This window comes from Ideonella sp., assembly GCF_041918995.1.
Classification (GTDB): Bacteria; Pseudomonadota; Gammaproteobacteria; order Burkholderiales; family Burkholderiaceae_C; genus Ideonella.
Window position 1 is genome coordinate 1 of record NZ_JAYRUN010000009.1, and the last position, 26,140, is coordinate 26,140.

Consider the following 26,140-nt stretch of genomic DNA (forward strand, 5'->3'; position numbering starts at 1 on the left):
GCCATTTCGTCGGCGCCTGGACGGTTTCGTCCGCGGCCGCGCCGTTCATCCGCCGCGCATGCGGTTCATCCTGCGGCGGCGACGGCCGGTCGCACGTGCGTGGTGCTGGACAGGGGGGCTGCCTACAGTCCACCCATCGACACACCGCACACGACCCCGAAGGAGCCGCACATGACCACCGACCGCACCCCCCGTTTCGTCACCGCCCTGAACGCCTCGCGCCGCATCGCCGCCGGCCTGTCGGTCGCGCTCACGGTGATGGTGCTGGCCGGCGTGGGCGAGCTGGCCGACCAGCACTACGACGACGCCGTCGCCGCCGCGGCGGACAGCCGGCCGACGCAGGTCGTGCACGTCACGGCCAAGCGCCTGCCGCGCGTCTGAGCCGAACACCGAGTTTCCGCTCCACTCCTCTTGGGCCCCGCGTGGGCCCTTTTTTGCGTCCGGACGATTCGTGTGCCACGTCACGGCCAGCGCCCGCGCGGCCTCCGGGCCTTCCCGCAGTGGCCGCCGCCTGCAAGCTGGCTTTCAGCTGGGCTGCCTAGCCTCGCGCGCCACGCCCACCTGCCGAAAGACGCCGATGAGAACCCGCCTGCTGCTCAGCCTTGCCCTGACCCTCGGCCCCGGCCTGCACGGCGTGTCGCAGGCACAGGCGACCGAGCCGCTGCGCGTCGGCTTCGTGTGCCCGCTGTCCGGCGGCTCGGCCGATTTCGGCCGCAGCGCCCAGATCGGCGCCGAGCTGGCCATCCAGGAGATCAACGAGGTGGGCGGCTACATGGGCCGGCCGCTGGCGCTCGTCTCGCGCGACGACAAGGCCACCCCCGACGAGGGCCGGCGCGCCGCCGAGGACCTGGTGCTCAAGGAGAAGGTGGCCTTCACCGTGGGCTACTGCAACACCGGGGTGGCGCTGAAATCGCTGGACGTCTTCCAGCAGCACCAGCACCTGCTCATGGTGGCGGTGGCCACCGGCTCGGCGGTGACCGCGCAGTTCCCGGCACCGGAGAGCTTCATCTTCCGCCTGTCCCCGCGCGACACGCTGCAGGCCGACTTCCTGGTGCGCGACGCGACGCGGCGGCGCGGCCTGCGGCGCATCGCCGTGTTCGCCGACCGCACCGCATACGGCGAAGGCGGCCTGGCGGACGTGAAGCGTTTCCTGGCCGAGCAGAACCTGCAGCCGGCCTACGTGGCGCGCTTCGACCTGGGCGTGGGCTCCCTGGTGGAGGAGGTGAAGGCGGCGCAGGCCGCGGGCGCCGACGCCATCATCGGCTACAGCGTGGGCCCCGAGCTCGCCACGCTGGCCGCCGCCCGCCAGCAGGCGCGCTTCACCGGCCCGCTGTACGGCCCCTGGCCCATGTCGTTCCGCACCGTGTGGGACAAGTCCGGCGGGGCCGTCGAGGGCGGCATGATGGTGCAGTCCATCGTGCCCGACCTGTCCAACGAGCGGCGCAGCTCGTTCATCGCGCGGCTCAAGCGCCAGGCGGGCAACGCGCCGGTGTCGTCGCTCATGGCCGCTGCGCAGACCTACGACGCGGTGCACCTGATGATGCGCGCGGTGTTCCAGACGCGCGGCGACACACGCGGCCCGGCGCTCAAGGCCGCCCTGGAGAACCTGGCGCAGCCTTACGCCGGCGTGGTCACCACGCACGACCAGCCCTTCAGCGCGCGCGACCACGACGCCTTCACGCTGAACATGATCTGGCTGGCCACCTGGCGCGGCGGCGCCCTGCAGTACGTGTACGCCGACGACGCCAAGAAGGCGGCCGTGATCCGCCGCAAGACGCAGTGAACCACGCCTGACCCCAGCTGGGGCGCGGCGGCGCGCTGCTCAGCCGCGGCCCACGAAGGGCATGGCGGTGGCCATGACGGTGGTGAACAGCACGTTGGCGCCCAGGGGCAGCGAGGCCATGTGCACCACCGTGTCGGCCACATGCTGCACGTCCATGCGCGGCTCGGCGCGCCGGCTGCCATCGGCCTGCGGCATGCCCTCGGCCATGGCCACGGTCATGTCCGTCGCGACATTGCCGATGTCGATCTGGCCCACGGCGATGTCGAAGGCCCGCCCGTCCAGCGCGCAGGCGCGTGTCAGGCCGGTCATCGCATGCTTGGTGGCCGTGTAGGGGGCCGAGTTCGGCCGCGGCGCGTGGGCCGAGATGGAGCCGTTGTTGATGATGCGGCCGCCGCGCGGCTGCTGGGTCTTCATCAGCCGGAACGCCTCGCGCGTGCACAGGAAGGCGCCCGTCAGGTTGGTGTCCACGGCGGCACGCCAGGCGTCCAGCGGCAGCTCGTCGATGGGCACGCCGGCGGTGAACACGCCCGCGTTGTTGAACAGCAGGTCCAGGCGCCCGAAGCGCTCGCGCACCGCAGCGAACAGCGCGGCGACGCTGGCCGGGTCGGTCACGTCGGCCGGCAGCGCCACCGCCCGGGACACCGCCGTCGCGGCGGCGCAGGCGTCTTCCAGCGCGGCGAGCCGCCGGCCCGAGAACACCACCGTCCAGCCGGCCGCCACCAGGGCCAGCGCGCTGGCGCGGCCCACGCCGCTGCCGGCGCCGGTGACCAGGGCGATGCGGGCGGCCGGGGCCGGCGCGGGCGACGGTGCGGCGAAGGGGCGTGGGGTCGTGGCGTCGTTCATGCGCGCAGCTTACGCGGCCACGGCCGCGGGGCGCAGGGGGTCAGCCCGGCCGGCCGTCGGCGCGAGGCGCCAGCATCCAGCGGCCGTAGCGCCAGGCCCAGGCGCCCATGGCGGCCAGCCAGGCCTGCGCGGCCAGCAGCGTGAGCGGCGTGCCGGCCGCCGGCCACAGCGCCGCGGCCACGCGGGCGGCCACGGCCAGCTGCAGCACCCAGAACAGCAGCCACACGGTGCGGTCGGCCACCAGCGCCCGGCCGCCGTGGCCGCACGCCACGCGCGTGGCCATGGCCAGCAGCGTGCTGCCCAGGTAGCCCATGGTGAAGGCATGCAGCGGCGCCAGGCCCAACGTGACGGCGCCGTCGGTCATGCCCTGCAGCACATGCGAGCAGCCCGACAGCGTGAACGCCACCGCCAGCCAGAAGAAGCCCATGTGCAGCATGGCGAGCAGCCGGATGCGCAGGCTCTGGCGCAGGCCCCAGCGCACCGACAGCCAGAACAGCAGCAGGCCGGCCAGCCACTCCAGCGCACCGCGCACCAGCGCGAGCGGCGCGGCCTGGCGCCCCAGCACCTCGGCCACGGAGAACGGCACCTGCAGCAGCACCATGGCGGCCAGCGCCAGCAGCACGGCACGCGGACGCCAGGCGGCATTGCCGGGCAGCGCTGCCGCGGTGAAGAAGGGGATCATGCGGTGCGCCACCGTGACGAACAGCAGGGCGAAGCCGCCCCACAGGCCGGCCCGCGTGGCGGCGCGCGCCGGCGCGTCCGCGCCCAGCGTCACGGCCAGTGCGGCCGCCCACAGCGACAGGGCCGCCACGCCCAGGGCCACCAGGATGAAACGGGCGTGCTCGCGGTCGGTCACGGGGCTGGCGGCCAGCAGCAGACCGAACTGCGCGGTCATCAGCATCAGGCCCAGGCACACCGCCCCCAGGCCCAGCCCCGCCAGCGGCGCGGACAGATGAAAGCCGGCGAGCGCCACGACCCATCCCGCGGCGATGAGGCCCACGCCGGGCAACAGCGCGCGCACGGGCAGCGCCTCCACCCCCAGCCAGCGCGGGCCGGCGGTGAACAGGAAGCCCAGCACGAACAGCGGCATGAAGCCGTGGCCCATCGCCAGGCCATGCGCGACCGCGGGCGAGACGGCCCACGGCACCGCCAGGCCGCCATGGCGGGCCACGAGCATGGCCGCCCACCAGGCCGCCGTGAGCGCCAGCGCCAGGCCACCGGTGAAGAACCCCAGGCGGTGCGGCGCCGCCATCAGCCAGTGCCAGCCCGTGGCCCGGGTGTCGACGCGGCGGCGGGGGCCGCCGAAGCTGCGGGAGGGCAGGCCGGCGGGAGCGGGTTGAAGCGGGATCATGGCGCGGCAGCGGGAAGTCCCCGGGGCCTGGTGGCGGACGGCCGGCCAGGCGGCGGGGTGGGGAACGGGAGGTGGGCGCCGCGCCCGGGGAAACCGATGCGCAGGGCGGTTCGGCAGGCTAGCCACAGCGACGCCCCGCGCCATTGATCGGGGTCAACCCTCGGTCGAATCGCGGGCCCCGCTCCCGCCGTCGGCGCCATGCCGCTGCCGTTGGCGCGTGCCGGGCGCCGTCGGTCGCACGGCGGTGGCCCGGCCCGTCGGGACGGCCGAGCATGGGGCCACTTCGCTTCCCCCTGGAGACTGCCATGACCGGTTCCTTCCTGCGTCCCCGATCCGCCCTGGCTGCCGCGGTGCTGCTGGTGGCGGGCACCGCCCCCGCACTGGCCGCCGACGGGCAGCGGCTGACGATCGAACTCACCTCGCCCGGCGGCGAGGGCGAGCTCATGGTGGCCCTGTTCGACGACCCCACCCGCTGGCTGCGCACGCCGCGCGAAGGCGCACGCCGGCCCCTGCCGCCCGCCGGCGAACCGCTGCGCGTGGAGTTCTCCGGCCTGCCCGACACGCCGGTGGCCGTGTCGGTGTTCATCGACCGAAACGGCAACGGGCGGCTGGACAGCAATGCCCTGGGCATCCCCATTGAACCCTTCGCCTTCTCGAACGACGCCGCCGGCAGCTTCGGGCCGCCGCGCTTCGAGCAGGCCGCCGTGGACCCGCGCACCACCGCGCACATCCGCATCCAGCTGCCCTGAGGCGCCCGGCCATGCACCCCGCTGCCCTGCTCTCTCGCCGCCGGTTCCTCGCGGCCGGCGCCGCGCTCGCTGCCGGCCCGGCCATCCCCTCGTGGGCGGCCAGCCCGGCCTGGCGGGCCGCCGCGCCCTTCGGCGACCACCCGGCGCTCGCGCCCCTGCGCGGCCTGCACGGCCAGGACATGGCCTGCGAGGCGCCGGCCATCGTGGGCCGCTGGCCGGCCGGGCTGCGTGGCACGCTGTACCGCAACGGACCCGGCCTGATGGAGCGCGCCGGCCAGCGCTACCGCCACTGGTTCGACGGCGACGGCCTGGTGCAGGCCTGGCGTTTCGACGGCCAGGGCGGCGCCTCGCACCGCGCGCGCTTCGTGCAGACGGCCAAGTTCCGCGCCGAGCAGGCGGCCGGCGAGTTCCTCGTGCCCGCCTTCGGCACGGCCATCGCCCCGAAACGCCCGCTGCGCGGGCCGGACGACATGAACGTGGCCAACACCAGCGTGCTGGCGCTGCCGGGCCGCCTGCTGGCGCTGTGGGAGGGCGGCTCGGCGCACGACCTCGACCCGGACACGCTGGCCACCCGGGGCCCGGTGGCCTGGGCGCCCGAGCTGACCGGCATGCCGTTCTCCGCCCACCCGAAGGTGGAGCCGGACGGCACGGTGTGGAACTTCGGCACCGCGCACGACAAGCTGGTGCTGTACCAGTTGGACGCCGCGGGCGCACTGCGGCGCCACGCGGTGACGGCCATGCCGCCGTGCGCCATGGTGCACGACTTCGTGGTCACGGCGCGCTTTCTCGTCTTCCTGCTGGCGCCGCTCACGCTGGACATGGCGGCCGTGCGCGGCGGCGCCGCCTTCACCGACGCGATGCGCTGGCAGCCCGCCGGCGGGCCGCAGGCCACCCGCGTGCTGGTGGTGGACAAGGCGGACTTCCAACGCCAGCGTGTGCTGGAGGTCCCCGCCTGCATGGTGTTCCACTTCGCCAACGGCTGGGACGACGGCGACCTGATCACGCTGGACCTGGTGCGCGCCGCCGACTACCCGCGCCTGGATGCGCGGCTGCAGGACGTGGCGCGCGGCGAGTTCCACGGCAGCGAGCCGTCCCGCCCGGCGCTGCTGCAGCTGGACCTGCGCACCAGCGGCCACCGCTGGACCGTGGGCGAGGCCTCGGTCGAGTTCCCGGTGGTGGACCGCCGGGTGGTGGCCCGGCGCCACCGCCACACCTGGTGCCCGGCGGCACTGTCAGCGGGCTACGAACGCCGCTTCGGCTTCGACAGCCTGCTGGCGCTGGACCGTGAGCGCGGCACGCAGCAGGCCTTCACCTTCGGCCCGCAGGCGGTGGTGGAGGAGCATGTGTTCGTGCCGCGCCCCGGCAGCACGGCCGAAGGCGACGGCTGGCTGCTGGGCACCGGCTACGACATCACCCGCCGGCGCAGCTTCGCCAGCGTGTTCGAGGCCCGCGCCCTGGCCGACGGCCCGGTGGCGGTGGCCTGGCTGCCGTACGCGCTGCCGTACGGCTTCCATGGTCAGTTCGTGGCGGGCTGAGCCTGCTGCTCGCCGGGCTCGTCCGGCGGGGCGGCCCGCACGCGCACGGCGCAGTGCTTGAAGCCGGGGATCTTGGCCGTCGGGTCCAGCGCCGGGTGGGTGAGCAGGTTGGCCGCGGCTTCCGCGTACGCGAAGGGGATGAACACCGCGCCGGGCGGCGTGCCGTCGTCGCGCCGGGCGCGCAGGCTCACCTGCCCGCGGCGCGACGCCACCTCGATCCAGCCGCCCGGGGCCACGCCCAGCCGAGCCAGGTCCTGTCCATGCAGGCTGGCCGTGGCCGCCGGCTCCAGCGCGTCGAGCACCTCGCTGCGGCGCGTCATGCTGCCGGTGTGCCAGTGCTCCAGCTGGCGGCCGGTGATCAGCACGAAGGGCCAGTCGGGGTCGGGTGATTCGCCCGGCGGGCGCAGCGCCGCCGGCACCAGGCGCAGGCGGCCGCTGGGCGTGGGGAAGCGCTCGGTGAAGATCACCGGCTGGCCGGGATCGTCCTCGCTCACGCACGGGTAGGTCACCGCGCCGTCGTGCACCAGGCGCTCCCACGGCACGCCATCGAGCACCCCGTGCGCCTGCGGGCCGCGCATGGCCTGGCGCATCTCCTCGTACACCGCCTGCACGCCGGCGTCGGGGCCGGCGTAGTCCCAGCCCAGGCCCAGGCCGCGCGCCATCTGCTGGATGATCCACAGGTCGGGCCGCGCCTGGCCCGGCGGGTCGATGGCGCGCCGGCCGAGCTGCACCGTGCGGTCGGTGTTGGTCACCGTGCCGGTCTTCTCCGGCCAGGCGCCGGCCGGCAGCACCACGTCCGCCAGCCAGGCCGTCTCGGTGAGGAACAGGTCCTGCACCACCAGGTGGTCCAGCGCCGCCAGGCCGGCGCGCGCATGCGCCAGGTCCGGGTCGCTCATGGCCGGGTTCTCGCCCATGATGTACATCCCGCGGATGCGCGCCGGGTCGTCGGCCGGCCGCAGCGCATCGTGCAGGATCTCCACCACCGTGCGCCCGGGCTGCTCGGCCAGCGGCGTGCCCCAGAAGCGGCCGAACCACTCGCGCACGGCCGGCTCCGCCACCCGCTGGTAGCTCGGGAACATCATGGGGATGAGGCCCGCGTCGCTGGCGCCCTGCACGTTGTTCTGGCCCCGCAGCGGGTGCAGGCCGGTGCCGGGGCGGCCGATCTGGCCGGTGATGGCCGCCAGGGCGATGAGGCAGCGTGCGTTGTCGGTGCCGTGCACGTGCTGGCTCACGCCCATGCCCCAGAGGATCATGGACGCCGTGCTCGTGGCATAGGCCCGCGCCACCTCGCGCAGCGTGGCCGCCGGGATGCCGGTGACCGGCTCCATCGCCTCGGGCGAGAAGGCCTGCACCTGCGCGCGCAGCGCCTCGAACTCATCCACCCGCTCGGCGATGAACGCCGGGTCGGTGAGGCCCTCCTCCACGAGGGTGTGCAGCATCGCGTTGAGCAGCGCCACGTCGGCGTCGGGGCGGAAGTTCAGCACCCGCCAGCAGTGCCGCGCCAGGTCCGTGCGGCGGGGGTCGGCCAGCACCACCCGCGTGCCGCGCTCGGCCGCGTTCTTGATCCAGGTGGCGGCCACGGGGTGGTTCTGCGTCGGGTTGGCGCCGATCACCAGCACGAAGGCGGCGTGCTGCACGTCGGCCACGGGGTTGCTCACCGCGCCGGAGCCCACGCCCTCCAGCAGCGCCGCCACGCTGCTGGCATGGCACAGGCGGGTGCAGTGGTCCACGTTGTGGTTGCCGAAGGCCGTGCGCACCAGCTTCTGGAACAGGTAGGCCTCCTCGTTGCTGCCCTTGGCCGAGCCGAAACCGGCCAGGGCCGCCGTGCCGTGCGTGTCGCGCAGGCGCCGCAGGCCGCCCGCCGCCCGGGCCAGGGCCTCGTCCCAGCTGGCCTCGCGGAAGACCTCACGCCAGTCCCGCAGCGGCTGCCCGGGCGGGTGGATAGCGCCGGCGTCCTTGGCCACGCCCTCGCGGCGCACCAGCGGCACGGTCAGCCGCTGCGGGTGCACCACGTAGTCGAAGCCGAAGCGGCCCTTCACGCACAGCCGGCTGGCATTGGCCGGGCCGTCGCGCCCCTGCACGGCGACGATGCGTTCACCGCGGATCTGGTAGGTGAGCTGGCAGCCGACCCCGCAGTAGGGGCAGACCGAATCCACCTCGCGGTCCACCCGCCGGTCGCCCACGAGCGTGCGTGCGCTCAGGGCCCCCGTGGGGCAGGCCTGCACACATTCCCCGCAGGCCACGCAGCTGCTGGCGCCCAGCGGGTCGCCCAGGTCGAACACCACCTGGGTGGCCGCCCCGCGGCCGCGCAGGCCGATGACGTCGTTCACCTGCAACTCGCGGCAGGCGCGCACGCAGCGCGTGCACTGGATGCAGGCGTCCAGCCTCACCTGCATGGCGGGGTGGCTGTCGTCGGGCGCGGGCTGCGGGCGCTGCAGCGCCTGCAGGGCCGGGCGCGGCCGCACGCCCAGGCGCTCGGCCCACTGCGAGAGCTCGCCGTGCGGCCGGGTGGCATCGCCTTCGACCCAGGCCGCACCGTCGGCCGGCAGGTCGGCCAGCAGCAGCTCCACCACCATGCGCTGGCTGCGCCGCGCGCGTTCGCTGTCGGTGTGCACCACCATGCCGGGCTGCACGGCCCGGCAGCAGGAGGCGGCCAGGGTGCGTTCGCCCTGCACCTCCACCACGCACGAGCGGCAGTTGCCGTCGGGCCGCAGCCCGTCCGCATGGCACAGCCGCGGGATGGCGACGCCGGCACGGTCCGCGGCCTGCAGCAGCGTCTCACCGGGCTGCGCCTGGCAGGGCTGGCCGTCGAGCGTGAACGACACGGGTTCGATGAGAGTGTGCGGCGCGTTCATCGGGCCGCCTCCGCGCCGACCGGGTCGGTGCCCAGCTCGTGGGGGAAATGGCGCTGCACGCAGCGCAGCGGGTTGGGCGCCGCCTGGCCCAGGCCGCAGATGGACGCGTCGGCCATCACCTGCGCCAGGTCGTCCAGGGTGGCCAGGTCCCAGGCGGGCTCGGCCATCAGCGCCGCGGCCTTGGCCGTGCCCACGCGGCAGGGCGTGCACTGGCCGCAGCTCTCGTCGGCGAAGAACCGCATGGCGTTCAGGGCGACGTCGCGCGCCCGGTCGTGCTGCGAGAGCACGACGATGGCCGCCGAGCCGATGAAGGCGCCGTGCGGCTGCAGGGTGTCGAAGTCGAGCGGCACATCGGCCAGCGAGGCCGGCAGGATGCCCCCCGAGGCCCCGCCTGGCAGGTAGCCGTACAGGGTGTGGCCCTCGGCCATGCCGCCGCAGAACTCGCCCACCAGCTCGCGCAGGGTGATGCCCGCCGGCGCCAGCTTGACGCCCGGGCGGCGCACCCGGCCGCTCACCGAGAACGCGCGCAAGCCCCGGCGGCCGTGGCGGCCGAAGCCGGCGAACCAGGCGCCGCCGCGCTCGACGATGTCGCGCACCCAGTACAGCGTCTCGAAGTTGTTCTCCAGCGTGGGCCGGCCGAACACGCCGCGCTCGGCGATGTAGGGCGGCCGCAGCCGCGGCTCGCCGCGCCGGCCCTCGATGCTCTCGACCAGGGCGGATTCCTCGCCGCAGATGTAGGCGCCCGCGCCGCGCCGCAGCTCGATGTGCGGCAGCGGACACGGCGGCTCGGCGTGCAGCAGCGCCAGCTCGCGCTGCAGCAGGGCCCGGCAGCCGGCGTACTCGTCGCGCAGGTAGAGGTAGACGGTTTCGGTGCCCACCACCTGCGCCGCGATCAGCACGCCTTCGAGGAAGCGGTGCGGGTCGCGCTCCAGGAAGCTGCGGTCCTTGAAGGTGCCCGGCTCGCCCTCGTCGAGGTTGACGGCCAGCACGCGCGGGGCCGGCTGCTCGCGCACGATGCGCCACTTGCGGCCGGCGGGAAAGCCTGCGCCGCCCAGGCCGCGCAGGCCCGCGGCGTCCAGCTCGGCCAGCACGTCCTCGGCGGCCCGCTCGCCCTGCACCAGCGCGGCGGCCAGCTGGTAGCCACCGGCGGCGCGGTAGGCCGCATAGCCGGTGACGGCCGGGATGATCCCTTCGCCCGCGGGCAGCTCGCCAGGCGCACACGCCACCGGGTCGAAGGGCGTGGCCGCGTCGGGCGGCAGCGGGTGATGCACCTCGCCGGCGCGCACGCCGTCCACCACGGCCGGCACGGTGGCACGCGGCACCGGGCGCTGGCCGACCACCGCCACCGGCGCCTGCTCGCAGCGCCCCACGCAGGGCGCCGCCACCACGCGCACCGACGGGCCCAGCACGCCGCCCGCCAGCTGGCCCCGCAGCGCCGTGCCGCCTGCCTGCGCGCACGAGGGGCTGTCGCACACCCGCACGGTCAGCGTGGGTGCTGCCTCGCCGTCCGGCAGCAGCAGGAAGTGGTGGTAGAAGCTCGCGACCTCCACCACCTCGGCCATGGCCAGTCCCATCTCGGCGGCCAGGGCGACGAGCGTGGCCTCGTGCAGGGCACCGAGCGCGTCCTGCAGCGTATGCAGGTGTTCGATGAGCCGGTCGGCCGCGTGCGGCGCCGCGCCGATCAGCGCACGCACCCGCGCGCGCACGGCGGGGTCGGCCTGGCGGCCCTTGGGCTCGGCCCGCGGGCGTCGGCCCGCGGGGAGGATGGCGATCGGGTCAGGCATGCGGCCGAGTATGCGACATGCCCCGGGCCGGGGCGCCGCGCCGCTGCCGCCCGGTCAGCCGCGCAGGTCGCGCTTGGCGCGCAGGATGGCCGTCACCGTGGCGTTGGACGCCTGGGCGAAGGCCGAGCCGCCGCCCAGCAGGCGCTCCGCGTCCGCGTAGGCCCGCCGGTTCACCGCGTGCGCCACCTGGCCGGCCGCGCGGTGGAAGCCCGCATGCTCGTTCACGAGCGTCACGAACGCGGGGTGGTGCCCCCACCGGCCCCTGCCGCCGCCGTGCAGCCACTGGCCCAGCGGGCAGCGGTCGTCGCGGCACAGGGCGTCGGCGTCGAGCTGGCTGTGCTGGGCGATCGCCGAGCGCAGCTTCACCTTCCAGGCGCGGTGGGCCTCCACCGCGCTGTCGAAATCGAAGGCCTCGGTCGCCGGGGCGGGGGGCACGTCGAGCGTGGCCACGCCATCGGCGTCCGGCAGGCGGAACGCCGCCACGCGCCCGGCCAGGGCCGAGGCGCGGTCGCGCAGCGAGGCCGCCGCGGCGGCGGTCTGCTCCACGAGCGCCGCATTGCTCTGGGTGGTGCGGTCGAGCTCCTGGGCGGCCTGGCCCACCTGCTGCACGCCCGTGGACTGCTCGGCGGTGCCCACGGCGATCTGGCCGATGAGTTCACCCACGCGCTCCGCGCTGCCGACGACCTGGCCGATGGCCCCCTGTGCACGCTGCACCACCTGGCTGCCGTCCTGCACCTGCGCCACGCTGGTCTGGATGAGCGACTTGATCTCGCGTGCGGCCTCGGCCGAACGCTGCGCGAGGCTGCGCACCTCGCCGGCCACCACGGCGAAGCCGCGGCCGGCATCGCCGGCGCGCGCGGCCTCGACCGCCGCGTTGAGCGCGAGGATGTTGGTCTGGAAGGCAATGCCGTCGATCACCGTGATGATCTCGCCGATGCGCGAGGAGGACTGGCCGATGGTCTCCATGGTGCGCACCACCTCGTCCATGGCACGCCCGCCCTGCGTGGCGGCATCGGCGTTCTCGCGCGCGATGGCGGCGGCCTGATTGGCGTGCTTGGCCGTCGCGCGCACCGTGCCGGAGATCTCTTCCATCGACGCCGCGGTCTGCTGCAGGTTGGCGGCCGTCTGCTCGGTGCGCGAGGACAGGTCCATGGCGCCCGAGGCGATCTCGCTGCTGGCGTGCAGGATCTCGTCGCTGCCGCCGCGCACGTCCCGCACGATGGCACGCAGCGCGCGCTGCATGTCGCCCAGCGCCGTCATCAGCTCGGCGGCCTCGTCGCGGCCCCACGGGCGGGGGTGGGTCGTCAGGTCGCCCCGGGTCATGGCCATCAGGTGGCGGCGCGTCTCCTGCAGGCCGCCGTCCATCACGCGGAAGAACGAGGCGAAGAAGTACGCGGCCATCAGCAGGCCCAGCACCAGCACGGCGGCCACGGCGGTGGCCCGTGCGTCCGCACGGGCGACCCGCTCGCCGATCAGCCGGTCCAGCTCGTCCAGCATGCGCTGCTGCGTGACCAGCAGGCTGTCGGACAGCGCCTGGCCCGCCGGCGCCACCGCGGCGGACTGGCGCGCCTGCACCGCCTGCTGCAGCGCCTGCCAGCGCGCGCTGGCGCCGTCCATGGCCAGTGCCGCGCGCATGCCAGGATGGACCGCGTCGACCTTGGCCACCGCCGTCTCGAGCTGGCTGTGCAGCAGCGCAGCATAGGCCTGGGCCCGGGCGACGTCCACGGCGTCGGTCTCGGCGGCGCCCGCGAGCAGGGCCAGCCGGCCGGCGTCGGCCAGGTACTGCGGCACGCGCATGAGCGCACCGTCCATGAGGTAGTAGGTGTCGATGTCCGGGTAGAGCGTCAGGTTGGAGCCGTCGGTGGCCTGCGTCACCAGGGCGATGGCGGCCAGGGCGAGCTGCTCCTGCGCCGCGCGCAGGGCGTCGCCGGTGGCGGGCGGCGCGGACGCGGCCTGCTTCAGCGCCGCCAGGGCCGCCGCCGTGCCGAACTCGTCGGCGCTGGCCTGCTGCGCGGTGTCCAGCCGCGCCAGCAGCGCCTGCCAGGCGGTGGCATCGGGCGCCTGGCCCGCAGCGCGCTCGTGCAGCACCTGCGTCAGCGCCGGCATGGCCTGGCGCGCAAACGCCAGCCCGCGCTGCTCCTTGGTGGAAAAGGCCCGGGACTCGCTGTGCTGGGTGAACCAGGCCAGCGCCAGCACCGCCAGGGGCACCACGAAGCAGGTGCTGACGATCAGCGCCTTGGCCCGGAATCCCAGCCGGCGGAACAGCCGCACGCCGGGGCCCAGAAGCCGTGGTACCCGAAGAAGCTGTCTCGGCCGTCGCTGGCCGGGGTCCCGTCGTTCATGTGTTCCTACCTCGGAGTTTTGACTTGGAATCGCCAAACGCACCACAACAGTGCTTATCTCGGCACATCTAGCGAACTAATTGTTGGGAATTCGCAAGGGACATATCGGTGGATATGCCCCGGGGTTAACCCCCGATTCCCGCCGCCACAATCGCGCCATGGAAGAAACCGATGTGGTGGTGGTGGGTGCCGGCGTCGTGGGCCTGGCGTGCGCCCGCTCGCTGGCCCGCATGGGCCGCGAAGTGATCGTGCTGGAGAGTGAGCCGGCCTTCGGCAGCGCCACGAGCGCCCGCAACAGCGAGGTGATCCACGCCGGGCTGTACTACCCGGCCGGCTCCTGGCGGGCGCGCCTGTGTGTGCAGGGCAGGCAGATGCTCTACGCCTACTGCGCGGAGCGCGGCGTGGCGCACCGTCGCTGCGGCAAGCTGGTGGTGGCCACCGACGCGGCCGAGTTGCCGTGGCTGGACCGGCTGCGCGCGCAGGCCGAGGCCAACGGGGTGCACGACCTGCAGCCGCTCAGCGCCGAGCAGGCCCGGGCGCTGGAGCCGGAACTCGCCTGCCACGGTGCGCTGCTGTCGCCCTCCACGGGCATCGTGGACAGCCACGGCCTGATGCTGGCCCTGCTGGGCGAGGCCGAGTCACACGGGGCCGCGCTGGCGCTGAAGTCGCCTGTGCTGCGCGCCCGCGCGCAGGCCGGCGGCTTCGTGCTGGACGTGGGCGGTGACGCCGCCTGCACCCTGCGTGCGCGCGCCGTGGTGAACGCGGCCGGCCTGCAGGCCTGCACGCTGGCCCGCGCGATCGACGGCCTCGACCCCCGCCAGGTGCCCGTGCCGCACTTCGCCCAGGGTGCCTACTTCGCCCTCAGCGGGCGCGCGCCCTTCTCCCACCTGGTCTACCCGGTGCCCGGGGCCAGCAGCCACCTGGGCGTGCACCTGACGCTGGACCTGGCCGGCCAGGCGCGCTTCGGCCCCAGCTTCCGCTGGGTGGACAGCATCGACTACCGGGTGGACCCGGCCGACGGCGCCCACTTCGCCGCCGAGGTGCAGCGCTACTGGCCGGGGCTGGCCCAGCGTGGGCCGGGCGCCCTGCAGCCGGCCTACGCCGGGGTGCGGCCCAAGATCAGCGGCCCGGGCGAGCCGGCGGCCGACTTCCGCATCGACGGGCCCGCCGAGCATGGCGTGTCCGGGCTGGTGAACCTCTTCGGCATCGAGTCGCCGGGGCTGACCGCCGCGCTGGCGATCGGCGACGAGGTGGCCCGCCGGCTCCCCCGCTGAGCGGGCCGCGGCGGCAGACGGCGCCGCCGTCAGTGCAGGACGAGCAGCGGCAGCTTGCAGCGGCCCAGCACGGCCTTGGTGTGCGAGCCGAACAGCAGCTCGCCCAGGGCGCCGCGCCCGTGCGTGGCCATGACGATCATGTCGCAGCCGTGCTCCTCGGCCGCCTGCACGATGGCGTCGTCGATCTGGGTGGTGCGCACGTAGTGGCCCGAGAAGGCGACGCCGGCGGCCTGGGCCTTGGCGCGGAAGGCGTCGAGGATCTGGCGGGCGTGGCTGGCGGCGGCCGCCTCGGCCTGCTCCTGCTCACGCAGGACCACCGCAGGGTGGCGCCCCACGGCCGGCAGCACGGGGTCGGGTTCGGCAACGAAGCCGGTGATGGCGGCGTCCAGCCGGCGGGCCAGCGCGATGCTCTCGGTCATCGCGCGTTCGCTCAGCTCGCCACCGTCCACCGGCACCAGCAGGTGTTGGTACATGGCGCGTCCTCGGCAGGTGATGCGCGCCCTGCGATCCATGGCGGGGCGTCGCTTGCCGGCAATCTACGCCGGCCGCGCCGCGGCGGCTTGCGTGGCGTCAAGCCGCCATGCATGCGCTCACTGCGAGGCGGCCGAGGCGGCGGGCGCAGCCACCGGCTCCGACGCGGCCGGGGTGGCCGCCGGCGCAGAGGCCGTCTCGGAGGCAGCCGGCGCGTGGCTGTCGATGCCGTGCTTCTCGCCGGACATGTCGATGTCGCCCCCCTTGGAGAGCATGTACACGGCCAGGGCGGCGAAGACGACGAAAGCGAGCAGCAGTTTCCACATGATCGTTGGTTCCTGGTGGGTGGGTCCTTGAGGGGACGATAGGCGGGCAGTCTGACACGGTGCCTACGCAGCGCGGGCCATGCCCTGGCGGCGCGCGGGCACAAAGAAAAGGCGGCCCCGCGGGGCCGCCTGATGCCGGTGACGGCAGGACAGGCGCCGCAGGGCGCCCGGCCGTGCGTCAGTCCTTGGCGTAGATGTCCACGTCCTTGGTTTCCTTCACGAACAGCATGCCGATCACGAAGGTGGCCGCGGCGATGATGATCGGGTACCACAGGCCGTTGTACATGTTGCCGGTGGCCGCCACGATCGCGAACGAGGTGGTGGGCAGCAGGCCGCCGAACCAGCCGTTGCCGATGTGGTACGGCAGGCTCATGGAGGTGTAGCGGATGCGGGTCGGGAACATCTCCACCAGCATCGCGGCGATCGGGCCGTACACCATGGTCACGTAGATGACCAGCAGCGTCAGGATGGCCACGACCTTGACCTTGTCCACCTTGGCCGGGTCGGCCTTGGCGGGGTAGCCGGCGGCCTTCAGGCTGTCGGCCACGTCCTTCTTGAACGCGGCGATGGCCTTGACGCTGTCCTCGTCGAACTTGGAGTTCACCACGTTGCCGACCGGCGAATTGATGACCTTCTCGCCGATGGTGATGGTGGCCGGGCCGGTGCCCACGGCGTTCTCGTAGCTCACCGAGCTCTGCGCCAGGAAGCGCTTGGCGATGTCGCACGAGCTGCGGAAGTCGATCTCACGGGCGATCGGGCTACCCTGGAACGAGCACTCCTTCGGGTCGGCGGTGATCACCACGCGGGTCTTCTCCTGCGCGGCGGCCAGGTCCGGGTTCGCGGCCTTGGTCAGCGCGCCGAACAGCGGGAAGTAGGTCAGCGCGGCCAGCAGGCAGCCCGCCATGATGATGGGCTTGCGGCCGATCCTGTCCGACAGCGTGCCGAACACCACGAAGAACGGGGTGCCGATCAGCAGCGAGACCGCGATCAGGATGTTGGCCGTCGCGGCGTCCACCTTCAGCGCCTGCGTCAGGAAGAACAGCGCGTAGAACTGGCCCGTGTACCAGACCACGGCCTGGCCGGCGGTCAGGCCGACGAGCGCCAGGATCACGATCTTCAGGTTCTTCCACTGGCCGAAGGACTCGGTCAGCGGCGCCTTGGAGGTCTTGCCCTCTTCCTTCATCTTCTTGAAGGCGGGCGACTCGTTCATGGACAGCCGGATCCACACGCTGATCGCCAGCAGGAAGATCGACACCAGGAACGGCACGCGCCAGCCCCAGTCGGCGAAGGCGGCCTCGCCGAGCGCCGTGCGGGTGCCCAGGATCACCATCAGCGACAGGAACAGGCCCAGCGTCGCGGTGGTCTGGATCCAGGAGGTGTACGCGCCGCGCTTGCCGTGCGGGGCGTGCTCGGCCACGTAGGTGGCCGCGCCGCCGTACTCACCGCCGAGCGCCAGGCCCTGCAGCAGGCGCAGCACGATCAGGATGATCGGGGCGGCCACGCCGATGGAGGCGTAGGTGGGCAGCACGCCGACGATGAACGTCGACAGGCCCATGATCAGGATGGTGACCAGGAAGGTGTACTTCCGGCCGATCATGTCGCCGAGGCGGCCGAACACCAGCGCGCCGAAGGGGCGCACCAGGAAGCCGGCGGCGAAGGCCAGCAGCGCGAAGATGAACGCCGAGGTCGGGTCCAGACCCGCGAAGAACTGCTTCGCGATGATCGCCGCGAGGGAGCCGTAGAGGTAGAAGTCGTACCACTCGAACACCGTGCCGAGCGACGAGGCGAAGATGACCTTCTTTTCCTCGCTCGTCATCGGCGTGTTGGCTGCCGCTGTCGTTGCCATGGGGGGAGTCTCCTGAATCCTGAAGCCTGCGCCGCCGCCACCCGGCGACACATGGCGCGACTATTTGGCCCGGCTCTGACCCGTCTCTGACGGCTTGCTGATGCGAGGCTGACAAACTCCGGTGCAACCCTGAGGCATCGTTCCGCCATGCGGGAAATGGGCGGGTGCTACGGGTAAGACCCGAGGGGCCATCCCGCCTGCCCGGCGCGCCGTTGCTACAGTCGCCGGCCATTCCAACCACCTCTTCCGGGGAGCCCATGGCCACTGCATCCACCCACCGTCCGACCGGCGCCTTCATCGGGGCCTCGTGGGCCGCCCTGTGCGTGGGCGCCCTCACCTACCTGGTGGGCCTGTGGAACGCCCAGATGCCGCTGAACGAGAAGGGCTACTACTTCACCGTGCTGATGTACGGCCTGTTCTCCGCCGTGTCGCTGCAGAAGTCGGTGCGCGACCGGCTCGAGGGCATCCGCGTCACCGGCATGTACTTCGGCCTGTGCTGGGTCTCGGTGGGCCTGTGCGTCCTGCTGCTCACCGTGGGCCTGTGGAATGCCACCCTGGCGCCCAGCGAGAAGGGCTTCTACGCCATGTCCTTCCTGCTCAGCCTGTTCGGCGCGGTGGCGGTGCAGAAGAACGTGCGGGACCTGGCGCTGTTCGCCGAGCCGGACGCGCGCGACACCGCCGCCGAGGCCTGAGATGCCCGCCCTCGCCAACCGTCGCCGCTGGCTGGCCCTCGCGGCCATCCTGCCGCTGTCCGTCGCCGCCCAGGGAGCCCCCATGCCGACCACCGCCCGAGGTTCGTTCACCGTCCAGATGACGCCGCAGGGCGAGCCCGTGGCCGCGGACGGCGTCAGCACCGGCCGCATGGCGCTGGCCAAGCGCTTCGAGGGCGACCTGGTCGCCACCGGCCAGGGGGAGATGCTCACGGCGCTCACCCCCGAGAAGGGCTCGGCCGGCTACGTGGCCATCGAGCGCGTCACCGGCACGCTGCACGGGCGCAGCGGCAGCTTCGTGTTCCAGCACAGCGGCACCATGGACCGCGGCGCCCAGCAGCTGTCCATCACCGTGGTGCCCGGGTCGGGCACCGGGGCGCTGGCCGGCATCCAGGGCACGTTCCGGCTGCGCATCGTGGACGGGCAGCACCTGTACGAGTTCGACTACACGCTGCCCTGAGGCCTCCGGCCCGACCATGCGGCTGCAGCCTTTCGAGGCGGTCGACGGCGTGCCGTTCAGCGTGACGCCCGACCAGCTGCGCGCCCGCCATGGACGGCCGGGCCGCGAAGGGCGCAATGCCGTGGACCTGGACGAGCTGGATTACGGCCGGGTGGTCTACCGCTTCCAGGCCAGCGGCCGGCTGGAGGAGGTGACGACGCAGGCGCCCGTGCTGCACCTGGGCGCCGTGGCCGTGCCGTTTGCGGCCCTGGCGGCCTTCGTGCGGGCCGAGGACCCGGCCGCCTTCGAGCGCGCGGGCTTCGTCGTCAGCCCGCGCTTCGGCCTGGCCTTCGACCCGGCGGACCCGGCCTGGGTGACGGCGCTGGCCGCGCACTGCCTGCCGCAGTGGCGGGCGCTGCCGGAGTGAGGGGCGGCCCCGGCGCCGCTCAGTGCGCGCCCGCGGCGCCGCCGGCCTGCGCGGCCAGCAGGTCCTCGCGCAGCATGGGCAGGGCGTCCAGGCCCCAGTAGAGCTCACCCTGCGCCTCCACGGTCGGCACGCCGAACAGGCCGCGGCCGATGGCGGCGTCGGTGAGCGCGCGCAGCTCGGACTTCACCTCGGGGCTGTCCGGGTCGCGCACGGGCTGCAGCGTGGCGCGCAGGGCGGCCAGGCGCTGCGGGTCGTTGGGGTCGGCGCCCCCGGCGCACCAGGCATGGCGGAACAGCGCCTCGACGATGTGCCGGCCGGGCATGCGGCCGGCCGGGCCGCTGGCCAGGCCCAGTCGCAGCAGCGCCAGCGGGTTGAAGGGGTGCGGCTCAGGCCGCTGCCAGCCCGCCACGCCCTGGCGGGCGGCGAGCCAGTCGACCTGGCGGTAGGTCCACTCCCGCTTGCCGGGCACCTCCACCGGCCCCTTGTGCTGGTGGGCCTTGAGCAGCCCGGCGAACAGCACCGGCCGGTACTCCACGGCATGGCTGATGCCGGCCAGCGCCCCGGGCAGCGCCTCGAAGGCGAGGAAGGCGTAGGGCGAGACGACGTCGAAGTGGAAGACGATGGGGGTCATGGTCGCTCCGTATCGGTGGGCGCGGGGCCGGGGGCCCCGGTGCCGGTGGTGGTGGCCCGCCGCTGCGGCAGCAATGCCCAGACGCGGCGCTTGGCGTCGTCGTCCAGGCGGCTCCAGGCCGCGATCTCGTCGAGCGTGCGGGCGCAGCCCGCGCACCAGCCGGTGCGCGGGTCGATGCGGCAGACGCTGGTGCAGGGGCTCGGCACGCCGCCGGCCGCCGACGCGGCGGTGCTCACGCCTGCACCACATCCGCCACGGGGGCGCCGGTCAGCCGCTCCAGGTCCGCCGGGGCGACGCGGAAGACGCCGTTGGGGTGGCCCGCGGCCGCCCACACCTCGTCGAAGCGGAACAGCTCCCGGTCGATCAGCGTGACCGGCGCCGTGGCGTGGGCCACCGGCGAGACGCCGCCGATGGCATAGCCGGTGCGGGCCTTGACGAAGGCGGCGTCGGCGCGGCCGATGGGGCCCACCAGCGCGGCCACCTTGTGCTCGTCCACCCGCTTGTCGCCCGAGGCGATGACCAGCACCGCGGCCTCGTCGGCGCGGCGGCGGAAGATGACGCTCTTGGCGATCTGGCCCGTGGCCAGGCCCAGGGCCTCGGCGGCCTCCTGGCAGGTGCGGGCGGGCACCTCCAGCCAGCGCGGCGCGTGCGGGTGGCCCAGGTCGGCCAGGGCCCGGGTGACGCGGTTGAAGCCCTCGTGGGCCACATCGGGCGCCGCCGCGGCGGCAGGAACGGCAGGGGGTGCGGAATCGACCATGCCGGCATTGTCACCGCGCGACAATGCCCCGATGAACCCCACCGATCCGCCCACCGCGTCCCCCGGGGACGCCCCCGCCGACGACCCCGTGGCGGCCACCTGGCACTGGCTGGACGCGGCCGTGATCGGCCTGAACCTGTGCCCGTTCGCCAAGGCGCCGCGTGCCAAGGGCCAGGTGCGCGTGGCGCTGAGCACGGCCACCACGCCCGAGGACCTGCTGGCCGACCTGCACCGCGAGCTGCTCGACCTGTCCGCCGTCGACGAGGCGCAGACCGAGACCACCCTGCTGGTGCACCCGCACGTGCTGCAGGACTTCCTGGACTACAACGATTTCCTCGGCGTGGCAGAGGCCCTGCTGGCCGAACTCGGCCTGGAAGGCACGCTGCAGATCGCGTCCTTCCACCCCGATTTCCAGTTCGCCGACACCCCGTCCGACGACATCACCAACGCCACCAACCGCTCGCCGTTCCCCACGCTGCACCTCATCCGCGAATCGAGCATCGACCGCGCGGTGGAGGCCTTCCCCGAGGCGGAAACCATCTACGAGCGCAACATGGACGTCATGCGCCGGCTGGGGCCCGAGGGCTGGGCGGCGCTGATGCGGCGGCCGCGCACGCCCTGACGCGTCGGCGTCACTTCGCCGCCATGGCCACCGGCGCCACGTAGGCCTGGCGCGCGGTGCGCACCTGCTCGTGGTGGTCCCCGGCCCAGCGGATCAGCCCGTGGACCGGCGCCATGAACGACTGACCCAGCGGGGTCAGCGTGTAGTCCACCCGGGGCGGCACCGTGGCATGGACGGTGCGCGACACCAGCCCGTCCTGCTCCAGCCGGCGCAGCGTCTGCGCCAGCATGCGCTGGGAGATGTCCTCGATGCGGGCCTTGAGCTGCGAGAAACGCAGCGTGCCCCCTTCTTCCAGCGTCAGCAGCACCAGCGTCGTCCACCGGTCGCCCAGCCGGTCGAGCACATCGCGGATGGGGCAGCGGTCGGCAAAGTGCGCCGTGGACTTGTGCAGCGACATGGCGGGGTGACTTCCGGGTAACTGACTGACGCCCGGCTCCCTGCTTGTGGGCCGGTGTCCGGGTGGGCATCATGCCGCACACGGTTTCAAAAAGGAAGTGAGTACCGAAATGGAAGCATCGACCCCCCTGCTGCGCGGTCCCCTGCTCGTCACCGGCGCCGCCGGCCAGCTGGGCCAGCGCGTCCTGCACCACCTGCTGGACACGCTGCAGGCGCCGGCGCACCAGCTGATCGCCACCACCCGCGAACCGGCCCGCCTGGCCGCCTGGGCGGCCCGCGGCGTGGCGGTGCGCGCCGCCGACTTCGACCGGCCCGAGGGCCTGGCCGCCGCCTTCGCGGGCGCCCACCGCCTGCTGCTGATCAGCACCGACACGCTGGCCGGGCCGGGCCAGCGCCTGCAGCAGCACGTCGCCGCCGTGCGGGCCGCCGAAGCGGCCGGCGTGGACCACGTGGTCTACACGTCCATGCCGCAGCCCGATCGATCGGCCGTGCTCTTCGCCCCCGACCACGCCGGGACGGAGGCCGCGCTGGCCGCGAGCCGCCTGCCGGGCTGGACCGTCCTGCGCCACCACTGGTATTTCGAGAACCTGCTGGCCAGCCTGCCGCCGGCCCTGGCCAGCGGCCGGTGGGTCAGCGCGGCGGGCGACGGGCGCATCGCCCACATCGCCCGCGACGACCTGGCCCTCGCGGCGGCCACCGCGCTGGCATCCGGGCGCACCGGCCGCACCACCCTCACCCTCGGCGGCGCCCGGGCCCACAGCACGGCGGAGATCGCCGCCCTCGTCAGCCAGGCCACGGGACGGCCGCTGCAGGTGGTGCCGGTGGCCGTCGACGCCCTGGTGCAGGGCATGGTGGCAGCCGGCTTGCCGGAGCCGGTGGCGCAGGTCTACGCGTCCATCGACGTCAACACGGCCCAGGGCGGCCTGGCCGAGGTGACCGGCGACTTCGCCGCGCTCGTCGGCCGCCCGCCCCGCGCCTTCGAGGACTGGCTGGCCGAGCACGCGGCGGAGTTCGCCGGCGCGCCGGCGCAGGCCTCCTAGAATCGCCCGCCTCTCCACCGAGAAAGCCTGTTGCCGTGTCCGACCGCCTGCGTGTGCTGCCCCAGTACCTCCTGCCCAAGCAGGCCCTCACGCAGCTGATGGGCGCGCTCGCGCGGCGGGAATCGGGCGGCGCCACCACCTGGACCATCCAGCGCTTCATCGCCCGCTACGGCGTGAACATGGACGAAGCCGCCGAGCCCGACCCGGCCGCCTACAAGAGCTTCAACGAGTTCTTCACCCGGCCGCTGAAGCCCGGCGCCCGGCCGCTGGCCGATGCACCGCTGGTGTGCCCGGTGGACGGCGCCATCAGCCAGTTCGGGCCGGTGCAGGGTGACCAGGTGGTGCAGGCCAAGGGCCACTTCTACGGCACCACCGCGCTCGTGGGGGGCGACGCCGACCTGGCGCGCCGCTTCCAGGACGGCCAGTTCGCCACCATCTACCTCAGCCCGCGCGACTACCACCGCATCCACATGCCCTGCGCCGGACGGCTCACCCGCATGGTCTACGTGCCCGGCGAGCTGTTCTCGGTGAACCCCACCACCGCGCGCGGCGTCCCCGGCCTGTTCGCGCGCAACGAGCGGGTGGTGTGCGTGTTCGAGGGCACGGGCGCCGTGCGCGGCCCGTTCGTGCTGGTGCTGGTGGGCGCCACCATCGTGGGCAGCATGGCCACCGTGTGGCACGGCGTGGTCAACCCGCCGCGCTCGGGCCAGGTGCGCGAGTGGACCTACGCCGACCGCGACATCACCCTGGCCCAGGGCGAGGAGATGGGCCGCTTCCTGCTGGGATCCACCGTGGTGCTGCTGTTCCCGCGCGATGCGGTGGACGGCCGCGCGCCGGCGTTCGACGCCGGCTGGGCCCCGGGCAAGCCGGTGCGCCTGGGCCAGCGCATGGCGGGCTGAGCCCGCCGGCGCCGGCTCAGCGGCCGGCGGCGCCCGCCCGCGCCAGGAAGCCGTCCACCCAGGCGAAGTGCTCGGGCACGTTGAGCGCCGGCGCGTGGCCGCAGCCCGGCACCTCGATCACCTGCGCGCGCGGGCCGCGCTCGCGCATGGCCTGCGCCGTCTCGGGCTCCAGCAGGTCGCTCGCCTGCCCGCGCAGGCACAGCACCGGCAGGTCCAGCGTGTCCCAGGCCTCCCACTGGTCGTAGTCGGCCGGGTGGTGCACGAACTGCTGCACCATCGCGGGGTCGTAGTGCGGGGTCACGCGGCCGTCGGGCAGCCGGCGCGTCGAGGTCTCGGTGAGCCGGCGCCATTGGGTGTTGCTGAGCCAGCCATAGGGCGCGTAGACGGTGCGGAAGTAGGTCTCCAGTTCGCCGACGGTGGCAAAGGCCGGCGGCTGGCCGGCATAGGCGCGGATGCGCGCCACCGCGGGCGCCGCCAGCCGCGGGCCGATGTCGTTGAGCAGCAGCGAGCGCATGTGCCCGCGCAGCGGCCCGGCCGCGGCACGCAGCCCGATGGCGCCGCCCATGGACGTGCCCACCCAGTGGAAGCGGTCCAGGCCGAGCTGGCCCACCAGCGCCACCGCCAGCTTCACGTAGAAGGCCAGGCAGTACTCCTCGGCCGGCCGCGGGCTCCATTGCGAGAGCCCGCGGCCCAGCGTGTCCGGGCAGATCACCCGCCAGCGTGGCGCGAGGTGGGCCGCCAGGTCGTCCATGTCGCGGCCGGTGCGCGCCAGGCCGTGCCAGGCGACGACGGCCGGGGCGTCGGCCGCGCCCCACTCGGTGAAGTGGATCTCCCGGCCTTCGCAGACCAGGTAGCGGGAGCGGGGCTCGGCCACGGGCGGGTCTCCTTCGGGCGCGTCGTCAGTCCGGGATCTCCAGGGCACCGCCGCTGACGGTGATCAGGTCACCCGCGGCCGGCGCCATGGCGATGGGCGGCACGTTGGCGGCCGTCAGCGCGGGCGCCGCGCCGGCGACGCCGCCGCGCGGCACCGTGCGCACCACCTGGCTGGGCGGCAGCGGGGTGCCTTGCGTCAGGTGGTCCCACATCGCGTCCATGGCGCGGTTGAAGTACACGTGCAGCGGGATGTAGCGCGTGTCGTAGCCCAGGAACAGGCCGAGGGCGATGAACGAGTCGAAGTGCTGGCCGTTCGTCACCTCGATGTAGCGCACGTTGGCCGCCTTGTCGCTGCCTGCCGCGTCGGCCTGGTTCTTGGCGAACCAGGCACGCGAGGCGTGGTTGATGGGCAGCAGCGCGTCGCTGCGGCCGGCCACCACCAGGGTGGGCTTGCCATGCACGCGCGCGCCGAGCTGGGCCTCCTTGACGCCGGCGCGCACGCGGTCGGACATGGCCTTCATCGTGCCGGTGAGCCGCTGGCCCGTGACCACGTCGCGCCCGGTGACCAGCGCACGCTGGCACAGTGCGCCGTCGAGCGCGAAGTCGGCCAGCGCGGTGCTGGGGGACGTGGCGAGGAAGTCCAGCCGCGCGCCGCCCACCGAGTCGTTGTAGACGATGTTCACGCCCGTGGTGGGCGGCACGCCGTTGCCGGTGGAGAACAGACCGGCCTGCAAGGCGGCCAGCTGCGGCACCACGTTGCCCAGGGCGTCGGTGTTGGCCATGCTGAAGCCGCACAGGTTGTCCAGCACGCTGAACCGGCCGATCGTGTTGGTGTAGGTGACGGCGATGGCGTTGGTGGCGAAGCGGAAGTGCGACTGGTGCAGGAAGTTCGCCTCGGGCAGCCAGCCGTAGGCCTGCATCTTCGCCAGCGCCTCGTCGGCCTGCTCGGCCAGCGTGGCACCCTGCAGCAGGCCCTTGGCGGCCAGGGCGGCGCAGCGGTTCTGCGCCGAGGCGGTGTAGGCCGGCGGCCAGAACGCCGCATGCACCGCCAGGCCGCCCCCGGCCGCGGCCGACAGCGCGGCACACGGCTGGTACAGGTTGGCGAAGGTGAAGTAGTCCACCAGTGGCTTGCCCACGGCGGCCTGGGGGCGGCCGCCCTGGCGGATCACGATGTCCTTGGCGCCGCGTGGCTGCACGTGCGGTTCGGTCACGGCCACGCCGTCGATCAGCCCCTCGGTGTCGGCCTCGGCCGCCGCGAGTGCGGCACCGGCGCCGTTGGACACGCTGCTGGCGATGACCAGCGTGTTCTTCGCGTGCAGCGTGGCGCGGCGCACGCCCTTGCCGTCCACCTTGCCGAAGCGCTCGTTGAGCACGTAGAAGGCGAAGCGCACGGCGTCCAGCGTGTGGCGGCCCCAGTCCTTCTCGGGGTGCTGCTGCGAGTGGGCATGCTTGTAGGCCACGCGGTGCGGCGTGGCGGCATTGAACGCGGCGCGCTGCTCGTCCGACACGTCCGCGCGGAACTGCGCCTCGGTGCCCAGCGCATCGGCGTCCGCCAGCGTGCCGTTGCGCGCGGTGACCAGATCGGCCATGAGGTCGTGCACGCCGTTGCCGGAGCCCTTGTCGGCATAGGCCACCGCGCAGCCGCGCTTGAGGCCCCAGTCGCCCGCCGTGCCGATGGCGCCGTAGATGCCGCGCGAGCCGGAGGAGGTGGCGGTGACGATGCACGGGGCCGCCGGATTGAAGCTGTCGGGCACCTGCACCATCAGCGTCACGTTCTGCCGGCCGCTGCCGTCATCGTCCCAGGCGATGTACTCGCGGCCGGGCACCTTGCCTTCGCCGAGCGTGTCGTGCCCGTGGGCGTCGATGTTGGGACCGTAGAACACCGTGAAGCCGCCCGCGACGGTGTAGTCCACCAGCGCGCGGTAGTTGGTGTGGATGGCGTTGCGGCGCAGCTCCGCCGGCGTGGGCGCGAGCGGGTTCACGAACGCCGGGGCGGCGCCCAGCAGGCCGGTCTTGCCCAGGCCCGCGGTGAGCAGGTCGTCGCTCACGCCGTCGTACACGGCTTCGGCGATGGGTCCGCGCAGGAAGGCCGGGCGCACGTTGGGCGGCGCGGCCTGGGCCAGCAGCGGAGCGCCGGCCAGTAGCGCGGCGGTGGCCACGCAGGTCAGGGAACGGGTCACGGGAAGT

25 protein-coding genes are annotated in these 26,140 nt (G+C 73.8%); 11 read left to right on the top strand and 14 right to left on the bottom strand.

The genetic code is table 11. The features are described 5' to 3' along the window. Positions 1-171: 171 nt before the first annotated feature. Positions 172-381, top strand: a complete 210-nt coding sequence (locus tag ACE3UN_RS09580) for a hypothetical protein (protein ID WP_374674707.1) — start codon at positions 172-174, stop codon at positions 379-381. 196 nt (positions 382-577) lie between these two features. After that, the gene (locus tag ACE3UN_RS09585; protein ID WP_374674708.1) at positions 578-1,783 is read left to right on the top strand and encodes an ABC transporter substrate-binding protein; all 1,206 of its coding nucleotides are present in this window, start codon (positions 578-580) and stop codon (positions 1,781-1,783) included. Between the two features lie 39 nt (positions 1,784-1,822). Here the strand turns inward: ACE3UN_RS09585 and ACE3UN_RS09590 are convergent, their stop codons facing one another. Beyond that, on the bottom strand, positions 1,823-2,626 hold the full coding sequence (locus ACE3UN_RS09590) for an SDR family oxidoreductase (protein WP_374674709.1): 804 nt from the start codon (positions 2,624-2,626) through the stop codon (positions 1,823-1,825). A 40-nt stretch (positions 2,627-2,666) separates the two neighbouring features. Then, entirely contained in the window at positions 2,667-3,977 is a 1,311-nt protein-coding gene (locus ACE3UN_RS09595) for an NnrS family protein (protein ID WP_374674710.1), read from the bottom strand. A 305-nt stretch (positions 3,978-4,282) separates the two neighbouring features. Between ACE3UN_RS09595 and ACE3UN_RS09600 the strand changes: the two genes are divergently transcribed. After that, positions 4,283-4,726 (top strand): DUF2141 domain-containing protein, encoded by a 444-nt coding sequence (locus tag ACE3UN_RS09600; protein WP_374674711.1) that lies wholly within the window; start codon positions 4,283-4,285, stop codon positions 4,724-4,726. A gap of 11 nt (positions 4,727-4,737) precedes the next feature. After that, the gene (locus tag ACE3UN_RS09605; RefSeq protein ID WP_374674712.1) at positions 4,738-6,261 is read left to right on the top strand and encodes a carotenoid oxygenase family protein; all 1,524 of its coding nucleotides are present in this window, start codon (positions 4,738-4,740) and stop codon (positions 6,259-6,261) included. Here ACE3UN_RS09605 and fdhF read toward each other — a convergent pair. The 3 genes from fdhF to ACE3UN_RS09620 are packed head-to-tail and all read right to left on the bottom strand — an operon-like array spanning position 6,243 to position 13,171. Continuing rightward, complete coding sequence (gene fdhF, locus ACE3UN_RS09610; protein ID WP_374674713.1) at positions 6,243-9,116, bottom strand: formate dehydrogenase subunit alpha; 2,874 nt, start codon at positions 9,114-9,116, stop codon at positions 6,243-6,245. The genes ACE3UN_RS09605 and fdhF overlap by 19 nt on opposite strands. Further along, a complete protein-coding gene (locus ACE3UN_RS09615; RefSeq protein WP_374674714.1) occupies positions 9,113-10,900 on the bottom strand; it encodes an NADH-ubiquinone oxidoreductase-F iron-sulfur binding region domain-containing protein in 1,788 nt (595 codons plus the stop codon). The genes fdhF and ACE3UN_RS09615 overlap by 4 nt, the downstream gene beginning before the upstream one ends. A gap of 54 nt (positions 10,901-10,954) precedes the next feature. Beyond that, on the bottom strand, positions 10,955-13,171 hold the full coding sequence (locus ACE3UN_RS09620; protein ID WP_374674715.1) for a methyl-accepting chemotaxis protein: 2,217 nt from the start codon (positions 13,169-13,171) through the stop codon (positions 10,955-10,957). Between the two features lie 229 nt (positions 13,172-13,400). On the opposite strand from ACE3UN_RS09620, the gene ACE3UN_RS09625 reads away from it, so the two are divergent. Then, positions 13,401-14,516: an NAD(P)/FAD-dependent oxidoreductase gene (locus ACE3UN_RS09625; RefSeq protein ID WP_374674716.1), complete on the top strand. Its 1,116-nt coding sequence runs from the start codon at positions 13,401-13,403 to the stop codon at positions 14,514-14,516. Positions 14,517-14,545: 29 nt separating this feature from the next. On the opposite strand, the gene ACE3UN_RS09630 is transcribed toward ACE3UN_RS09625, so the two are convergent. The 3 genes from ACE3UN_RS09630 to ACE3UN_RS09640 form a co-directional block, all read right to left on the bottom strand. Beyond that, positions 14,546-14,989 carry a universal stress protein gene (locus tag ACE3UN_RS09630; protein ID WP_374674717.1) on the bottom strand — a complete coding sequence of 148 codons (444 nt, stop codon included), beginning with the start codon at positions 14,987-14,989 and terminating at the stop codon, positions 14,546-14,548. 117 nt (positions 14,990-15,106) lie between these two features. Further along, a complete protein-coding gene (locus tag ACE3UN_RS09635; protein WP_374674718.1) occupies positions 15,107-15,313 on the bottom strand; it encodes a hypothetical protein in 207 nt (68 codons plus the stop codon). A 178-nt stretch (positions 15,314-15,491) separates the two neighbouring features. Further along, on the bottom strand, positions 15,492-17,159 hold the full coding sequence (locus ACE3UN_RS09640) for an MFS transporter (RefSeq protein WP_374674719.1): 1,668 nt from the start codon (positions 17,157-17,159) through the stop codon (positions 15,492-15,494). 257 nt (positions 17,160-17,416) lie between these two features. On the opposite strand from ACE3UN_RS09640, the gene yiaA reads away from it, so the two are divergent. Genes yiaA through ACE3UN_RS09655 form a run of 3 tightly spaced genes read left to right on the top strand, consistent with a single transcriptional unit; the run spans position 17,417 to position 18,735 of the window. Next, complete coding sequence (yiaA, locus tag ACE3UN_RS09645; protein ID WP_374674720.1) at positions 17,417-17,851, top strand: inner membrane protein YiaA; 435 nt, start codon at positions 17,417-17,419, stop codon at positions 17,849-17,851. A gap of 1 nt (position 17,852) precedes the next feature. Next, positions 17,853-18,329, top strand: coding sequence for a DUF3224 domain-containing protein (locus tag ACE3UN_RS09650; RefSeq protein WP_374674721.1), 477 nt, complete (start codon positions 17,853-17,855; stop codon positions 18,327-18,329). A gap of 16 nt (positions 18,330-18,345) precedes the next feature. Then, complete coding sequence (locus tag ACE3UN_RS09655) at positions 18,346-18,735, top strand: hypothetical protein (RefSeq protein WP_374674722.1); 390 nt, start codon at positions 18,346-18,348, stop codon at positions 18,733-18,735. A 19-nt stretch (positions 18,736-18,754) separates the two neighbouring features. Here ACE3UN_RS09655 and ACE3UN_RS09660 read toward each other — a convergent pair whose 3' ends face one another. Genes ACE3UN_RS09660 through ACE3UN_RS09670 form a run of 3 tightly spaced genes read right to left on the bottom strand, consistent with a single transcriptional unit; the run spans position 18,755 to position 20,123 of the window. Continuing rightward, a complete protein-coding gene (locus tag ACE3UN_RS09660) occupies positions 18,755-19,366 on the bottom strand; it encodes a 2-hydroxychromene-2-carboxylate isomerase (RefSeq protein ID WP_374674723.1) in 612 nt (203 codons plus the stop codon). Beyond that, positions 19,363-19,602, bottom strand: coding sequence for a DUF1289 domain-containing protein (locus ACE3UN_RS09665; RefSeq protein ID WP_374674724.1), 240 nt, complete (start codon positions 19,600-19,602; stop codon positions 19,363-19,365). Before ACE3UN_RS09665 ends, ACE3UN_RS09660 begins: the two co-directional genes overlap by 4 nt. Continuing rightward, complete coding sequence (locus tag ACE3UN_RS09670) at positions 19,599-20,123, bottom strand: YbaK/EbsC family protein (RefSeq protein WP_374674725.1); 525 nt, start codon at positions 20,121-20,123, stop codon at positions 19,599-19,601. Before ACE3UN_RS09670 ends, ACE3UN_RS09665 begins: the two co-directional genes overlap by 4 nt. A gap of 31 nt (positions 20,124-20,154) precedes the next feature. Between ACE3UN_RS09670 and ACE3UN_RS09675 the strand changes: the two genes are divergently transcribed. Beyond that, entirely contained in the window at positions 20,155-20,745 is a 591-nt protein-coding gene (locus ACE3UN_RS09675) for a DUF1415 domain-containing protein (RefSeq protein WP_374674726.1), read from the top strand. Between the two features lie 10 nt (positions 20,746-20,755). Here the strand turns inward: ACE3UN_RS09675 and ACE3UN_RS09680 are convergent, their stop codons facing one another. Continuing rightward, complete coding sequence (locus ACE3UN_RS09680) at positions 20,756-21,142, bottom strand: winged helix-turn-helix transcriptional regulator (RefSeq protein WP_374674727.1); 387 nt, start codon at positions 21,140-21,142, stop codon at positions 20,756-20,758. Positions 21,143-21,251: 109 nt separating this feature from the next. Here ACE3UN_RS09680 and ACE3UN_RS09685 point away from each other — a divergent pair, with 109 nt between their 5' ends. Continuing rightward, on the top strand, positions 21,252-22,181 hold the full coding sequence (locus ACE3UN_RS09685; protein ID WP_374674728.1) for an NmrA family NAD(P)-binding protein: 930 nt from the start codon (positions 21,252-21,254) through the stop codon (positions 22,179-22,181). A 35-nt stretch (positions 22,182-22,216) separates the two neighbouring features. Continuing rightward, entirely contained in the window at positions 22,217-23,080 is an 864-nt protein-coding gene (gene asd / locus ACE3UN_RS09690; protein ID WP_374674729.1) for an archaetidylserine decarboxylase, read from the top strand. A 16-nt stretch (positions 23,081-23,096) separates the two neighbouring features. On the opposite strand, the gene ACE3UN_RS09695 is transcribed toward asd, so the two are convergent. Together ACE3UN_RS09695 and ACE3UN_RS09700 are read right to left on the bottom strand one after the other, a co-directional pair. Beyond that, positions 23,097-23,954 (bottom strand): alpha/beta fold hydrolase, encoded by an 858-nt coding sequence (locus ACE3UN_RS09695; protein ID WP_374674730.1) that lies wholly within the window; start codon positions 23,952-23,954, stop codon positions 23,097-23,099. Positions 23,955-23,979: 25 nt separating this feature from the next. Continuing rightward, positions 23,980-26,133 (bottom strand): D-(-)-3-hydroxybutyrate oligomer hydrolase, encoded by a 2,154-nt coding sequence (locus ACE3UN_RS09700; RefSeq protein ID WP_374674731.1) that lies wholly within the window; start codon positions 26,131-26,133, stop codon positions 23,980-23,982. Between the last annotated feature and the right edge of the window lie 7 nt (positions 26,134-26,140).

Bases quoted from the DNA above. Each gene is read 5' to 3' on its own strand.
- ACE3UN_RS09580 (WP_374674707.1), top strand. From the start codon at position 172: ATGACCACCGACCGCACCCCCCGTTTCGTCACCGCCCTGAACGCCTCG.
- ACE3UN_RS09585 (WP_374674708.1), top strand. From the start codon at position 578: ATGAGAACCCGCCTGCTGCTCAGCCTTGCCCTGACCCTCGGCCCCGGC.
- ACE3UN_RS09590 (WP_374674709.1), bottom strand. From the start codon at position 2,626: ATGAACGACGCCACGACCCCACGCCCCTTCGCCGCACCGTCGCCCGCG.
- ACE3UN_RS09595 (WP_374674710.1), bottom strand. From the start codon at position 3,977: ATGATCCCGCTTCAACCCGCTCCCGCCGGCCTGCCCTCCCGCAGCTTC.
- ACE3UN_RS09600 (WP_374674711.1), top strand. From the start codon at position 4,283: ATGACCGGTTCCTTCCTGCGTCCCCGATCCGCCCTGGCTGCCGCGGTG.
- ACE3UN_RS09605 (WP_374674712.1), top strand. From the start codon at position 4,738: ATGCACCCCGCTGCCCTGCTCTCTCGCCGCCGGTTCCTCGCGGCCGGC.
- fdhF (WP_374674713.1), bottom strand. From the start codon at position 9,116: ATGAACGCGCCGCACACTCTCATCGAACCCGTGTCGTTCACGCTCGAC.
- ACE3UN_RS09615 (WP_374674714.1), bottom strand. From the start codon at position 10,900: ATGCCTGACCCGATCGCCATCCTCCCCGCGGGCCGACGCCCGCGGGCC.
- ACE3UN_RS09625 (WP_374674716.1), top strand. From the start codon at position 13,401: ATGGAAGAAACCGATGTGGTGGTGGTGGGTGCCGGCGTCGTGGGCCTG.
- ACE3UN_RS09630 (WP_374674717.1), bottom strand. From the start codon at position 14,989: ATGTACCAACACCTGCTGGTGCCGGTGGACGGTGGCGAGCTGAGCGAA.
- ACE3UN_RS09635 (WP_374674718.1), bottom strand. From the start codon at position 15,313: ATGTGGAAACTGCTGCTCGCTTTCGTCGTCTTCGCCGCCCTGGCCGTG.
- ACE3UN_RS09640 (WP_374674719.1), bottom strand. From the start codon at position 17,159: ATGGCAACGACAGCGGCAGCCAACACGCCGATGACGAGCGAGGAAAAG.
- yiaA (WP_374674720.1), top strand. From the start codon at position 17,417: ATGGCCACTGCATCCACCCACCGTCCGACCGGCGCCTTCATCGGGGCC.
- ACE3UN_RS09650 (WP_374674721.1), top strand. From the start codon at position 17,853: ATGCCCGCCCTCGCCAACCGTCGCCGCTGGCTGGCCCTCGCGGCCATC.
- ACE3UN_RS09655 (WP_374674722.1), top strand. From the start codon at position 18,346: ATGCGGCTGCAGCCTTTCGAGGCGGTCGACGGCGTGCCGTTCAGCGTG.
- ACE3UN_RS09660 (WP_374674723.1), bottom strand. From the start codon at position 19,366: ATGACCCCCATCGTCTTCCACTTCGACGTCGTCTCGCCCTACGCCTTC.
- ACE3UN_RS09670 (WP_374674725.1), bottom strand. From the start codon at position 20,123: ATGGTCGATTCCGCACCCCCTGCCGTTCCTGCCGCCGCGGCGGCGCCC.
- ACE3UN_RS09675 (WP_374674726.1), top strand. From the start codon at position 20,155: ATGAACCCCACCGATCCGCCCACCGCGTCCCCCGGGGACGCCCCCGCC.
- ACE3UN_RS09680 (WP_374674727.1), bottom strand. From the start codon at position 21,142: ATGTCGCTGCACAAGTCCACGGCGCACTTTGCCGACCGCTGCCCCATC.
- ACE3UN_RS09685 (WP_374674728.1), top strand. From the start codon at position 21,252: ATGGAAGCATCGACCCCCCTGCTGCGCGGTCCCCTGCTCGTCACCGGC.